Below are 3,867 nucleotides of genomic sequence, written 5' to 3' on the forward strand. Positions count from 1 at the left end.
GTCCCCCTCAGACATGAGGATGAAGTCCATACCGACCCTTCCGACGAATGTTAGTGAGCGATAACGTAGGTCGTAGCCCAGCCCAGGTCAAGGCCCCAGGAAGAGCGACGGGCGTTACCTTGAGATAACAACAGAGGTCGACCAGGCGCGCACGGGAGGGGCCGCGACCAGAGCGACCCCGGTCACATCGCGACCGACAGCCACACAGGGCCGCACAGGCGGCCGCGGGCTGACGCGACTCCCGCTTCGTTACTGCGCACTAACGGATTCACCTCTCCATCCGGGGGCTTGACCGCACCCAAGCCACGCCCATATGTTATTCGTCAATAACATTCGAGGAAGGATCGACATGGACGTCATCGTCATGGCTGAGGGGGACATCCCGACCGGGCTCGCACGTGAGCACCGTTACCGAGGGCCGGTCGAGCAGGCGCCACTCGCGGCGCACGTCGACGTTGATGCCTTCGGCGGCTACCACGACCCCGCCGTCCGAGCTGTCCGCGAGGTGTGGAATGGCTGATCAAGTCCAGGGGCTGGACGCGGCTGCCTTCCGTTCGGCGTTGGCCCAATTCCCTGCCGGCGTGACGATCGTGACGACCCGAAGTGCCGGGGGCACCCCGCATGGGTTCACCGCGAGTTCCTTCGCGGCGCTGTCGCTCGATCCACCACTTGTTCTGGTGTGCCTGGACCAAGGAGCGGACTGCTTCCCAGCTTTTATAGCGGCTGAGCGGTTCGTCGTGAACATCGTGACGCCCGCGCATGCGAAGTTGGCCATGAGGTTCGCCACGAAGGGCGAGGACAAGTTCGCACACGGAAGCTTCGAGTCCGACGAGGGCGGACACCCGATACTGCCCGACGCCGCGGCGGTCATCCGCTGCGAGCTGGAGCAAGCCATCCCCGGCGGAGATCACGTCATTCTCATCGGTCGTGTGCACGACGCGCGCGTAGGCAGCGGCAAGCCGGTGATGTGGTACCGCGGTGATTTCCTCCACCTCGGGCAGAGCGTTACATGACTGACATCGGACCCGGCTCGTCAGCTCCGGTGGATCGCACGAGTGGTTCATCCACGCGCGGCGCGCGGTGTGGTGGAACCCTCCGCTCGGGCCGTACTGCGGGGCCGTCCGGTGAGTGATTCCGTGGAGGTCGACCTCGTGAAGATCGGAAACGTGCTGCACCCGGTGGCCGACATCGACGCCGCCGTGCGCTTCTACGCCGACACCTTTGGCCTGGCCACGAAGTTCGTCGACGGCGACCGCTACGCCGCCCTCGACGCCGGCGGTACCACGTTGGCCCTGACCGGCCCTGCCGAGGACGTCACCGGTGGGGTGCCCGCGGCGTCGTTCAAGGTCCCCGACGTGACCTCGGCGCTCACCGCCCTCGTACAAGGCGGCGGATCCGTCGTCCGGGAGCCCGAGCAGGGCCCGCACGAGGTCCGGGCCGTGGCCCGGGACCCATGGGGCAACACCGTAGTGATCTACGGGCCGCGGTAGCGATCAGTCCGGTAGCGGGTCGGCCTCCGCCGTGCCCCGGACCGAGACGCCATCTGATGCCCATGAGATTCCTGTTCGTGTCCCTCCCCGGCCGTCGGCCAGATCCTCGACCTTTCGCGCGCCGGAACAAGCCGCGTGTCCGAGGCACCCATACGCGTCGGCCGAGTCACCCGCCCTCGAAGCCCGGAAGGTTTCCGTGCGCCCCGTCTTCTCCTCGCCCTCACCGGATCACCCACTGGCACCGGACCCATCGCTCGATGCCCTCCGACCGCGACATGGTGAAAGTCTCCGCGGAACCACGCGTCGTGCCCGACGTGCGTTCGTCGCCGCCAACGCCGTCCCTCTTGTCGTCGGCATCGCGCTGTCCTTGCTGACCGCCCTTCCCGCAGTTCACGTGTACGGACACATCCCCCTCGGCCTCGTCTGGGGCGTCCTGCAATGCGGCCTCTTCGTCGCCACCGTGTGGGTGTATGAGACGCGATGCACAGCCTGCGAACCCGTCGAGCGGCCCCGGACCTCCGACGTACCCCAGGCCGAGGCGCCGGGTGCGCCCCCCGTCGATGATCCCTGGCGGTGAAGCGGTGACCGTGCACATCGTGGGCGCAGGTGTACTCGACCCGATCGGTTCAGACGCCAGAGGCCCCGTGATCGTCGCCTTCCTGGTATTCATCGGGCTGTCTCTGCTGTGGCTTTTCACGCTTGCCTCGAGTCAGGAACACGAGCCGGAGAGGCTCTACCTCGCGGATCGGTCGCTCTCTCCGGTCTTCAACGGATTCGCCATGGCGGGCGAGCAGATCACGGTCGTCACCCTGTTGGTGACGTCCGGGTTTATCGCTCTGTACGGCTACGACGGGTTCAGCATCGCCATCGACCTCATGCTCGCCCTCGGTGTACTGCTGCTCCTTGCTCAAAAAATACGCGACAGCGGGCTTTACACTCTCGGTGACCTCTTCTCCATGCATGCCGCGGGGCGCGCGTCGCGGACTGCCGCGGCTCTGGTGACACTCGCGATCACCATTCCCCTTCTCATGGTCCAACTGCGGGCCACCGGCATCAGCGTGGCCCTCCTGATCGGCCGGTCGAACCATGGAACCCAAGTGGTCTGCACGGTGCTGATGGGGCTTCTCGTCGGCTTCTTCGCCGTCGTGGCAGATCTGCGAGGCACCAGCTTCATGCAAGTCGTCAAGGTGGTCGTCACCCTGATCACGCTTTCGCTGATCACGCTGCTGGCCCTCAGCAGATTCGAGTGGAACCCCGGGTATCTGCTCTCGGCGGCGGCGGAGAAGAGCGTGTCGCCGAGCGGATATCTGAGCCCCGGACTCTGGCCGCGTATCGCGAACCTCGGATCACTCAACGCGATCGGCGAACACATCGTCGTCATCCTCGGTACGGCCGTGCTGCCGAACCTGATCCTGCGGGTGAGCGCCTCCCGCACCGGGCGCTCGGCACGCCGGTCCATGAGCATTGCCTCGGGACTGGGTGCTGCCTTTGTCGTCCTCCTGAGCGCGGCGGGCTTCGCGGCCGCGGCCGTGGTGGGAGGCGACGTCATCCGAGCGGTTGACGACGTTGGGCAGGGGTCCCCGATTCTGCTGGCTTCGGAAGTACTCCCGCACGGCTCAGTGGCGCGCGTTGCGCTCATCACGGCCATGGCGTCCGTGGCCTTCCTCGCCGCGCTCACGACCGTGTCAAGTGTGGCCTTCGCTGCCGCTGTCACCTTCGCGCGTGATGTGTTCGCCCAGGGCAAGGACCCGCGCACCCGAACCGGAGAAGCGCGAGTACTGCGTCTGGTCCTCGCCGTCCTGGTCGCCGTGAGCCTGTCGCTGTCCACAGCCATCAGCCGGTACCCGGTCGAGTCCCTGGTCATCTTCGCTCTCTGCGTTGCGGCCTCGAGTGTATTCCCGGCGCTGATCTACACTTTCTTCTGGCCCAAGTTCAATCGCCGGGGGCTTCTCTGGTCCGTCCACGGGGGACTGCTGCTGTCCATCGTGCTCACGGCCTCCTCACCCGTCGTCACCGGTACCAAGAACTCACTATGGCCGGAGTTGAGCTTCAACTGGTATCCGTACTACAACGCGGGCATGGTGTCCGTGCCGGCGGCACTCTTCCTCGGGTGGATCGGCAGCCTCACCTCACCAGAGAGTTCTCAACCGGTCGCCGGTGCGGTGCGTACGACGGGAAAGGACGTCGGGCGGAGGAGCACAGCCCGCCCGCGGACAGCACGCGGTCGGCATGCGGGCTGATTCGCCGCGGTCGTGGTATCCGCAGGCTCGACGATCTCCATAACCCAGGCGGCGTACACGCGGGTGAAGGAGAGCGTGGACCAGGCCGTCCGCGTAGGCGGGTAGCGGCATCGACGCGGTAGTCGGCCTTCGCGCGA

General features: G+C 66.3%; 4 protein-coding genes. All 4 read left to right on the top strand.

All coding sequences use genetic code 11. The annotated features are described in order from the left end of the window. Positions 1-349 precede the first annotated feature (349 nt). The 4 genes from ACFXB5_RS50435 (at position 350) to ACFXB5_RS50450 (ending at position 3,730) form a co-directional block, all read left to right on the top strand. Complete coding sequence (locus ACFXB5_RS50435) at positions 350-520, top strand: hypothetical protein (protein WP_385222033.1); 171 nt, start codon at positions 350-352, stop codon at positions 518-520. Continuing rightward, positions 513-1,013: a flavin reductase family protein gene (locus tag ACFXB5_RS50440; protein WP_037965929.1), complete on the top strand. Its 501-nt coding sequence runs from the start codon at positions 513-515 to the stop codon at positions 1,011-1,013. Before ACFXB5_RS50435 ends, ACFXB5_RS50440 begins: the two co-directional genes overlap by 8 nt. 111 nt (positions 1,014-1,124) lie before the next feature. After that, positions 1,125-1,490 carry a VOC family protein gene (locus ACFXB5_RS50445; RefSeq protein WP_051574088.1) on the top strand — a complete coding sequence of 122 codons (366 nt, stop codon included), beginning with the start codon at positions 1,125-1,127 and terminating at the stop codon, positions 1,488-1,490. 581 nt (positions 1,491-2,071) lie between these two features. Then, complete coding sequence (locus ACFXB5_RS50450; protein WP_385222037.1) at positions 2,072-3,730, top strand: transporter; 1,659 nt, start codon at positions 2,072-2,074, stop codon at positions 3,728-3,730. Positions 3,731-3,867: the final 137 nt, after the last annotated feature.

Source organism: Streptomyces sp. NPDC059455 (assembly GCF_042750115.1).
In the GTDB taxonomy this organism is placed as follows: Bacteria; Actinomycetota; Actinomycetes; order Streptomycetales; family Streptomycetaceae; genus Streptomyces; species Streptomyces endocoffeicus.

Bases quoted from the DNA above. Each gene is read 5' to 3' on its own strand.
- ACFXB5_RS50440 (WP_037965929.1), top strand. From the start codon at position 513: ATGGCTGATCAAGTCCAGGGGCTGGACGCGGCTGCCTTCCGTTCGGCG.
- ACFXB5_RS50435 (WP_385222033.1), top strand. From the start codon at position 350: ATGGACGTCATCGTCATGGCTGAGGGGGACATCCCGACCGGGCTCGCA.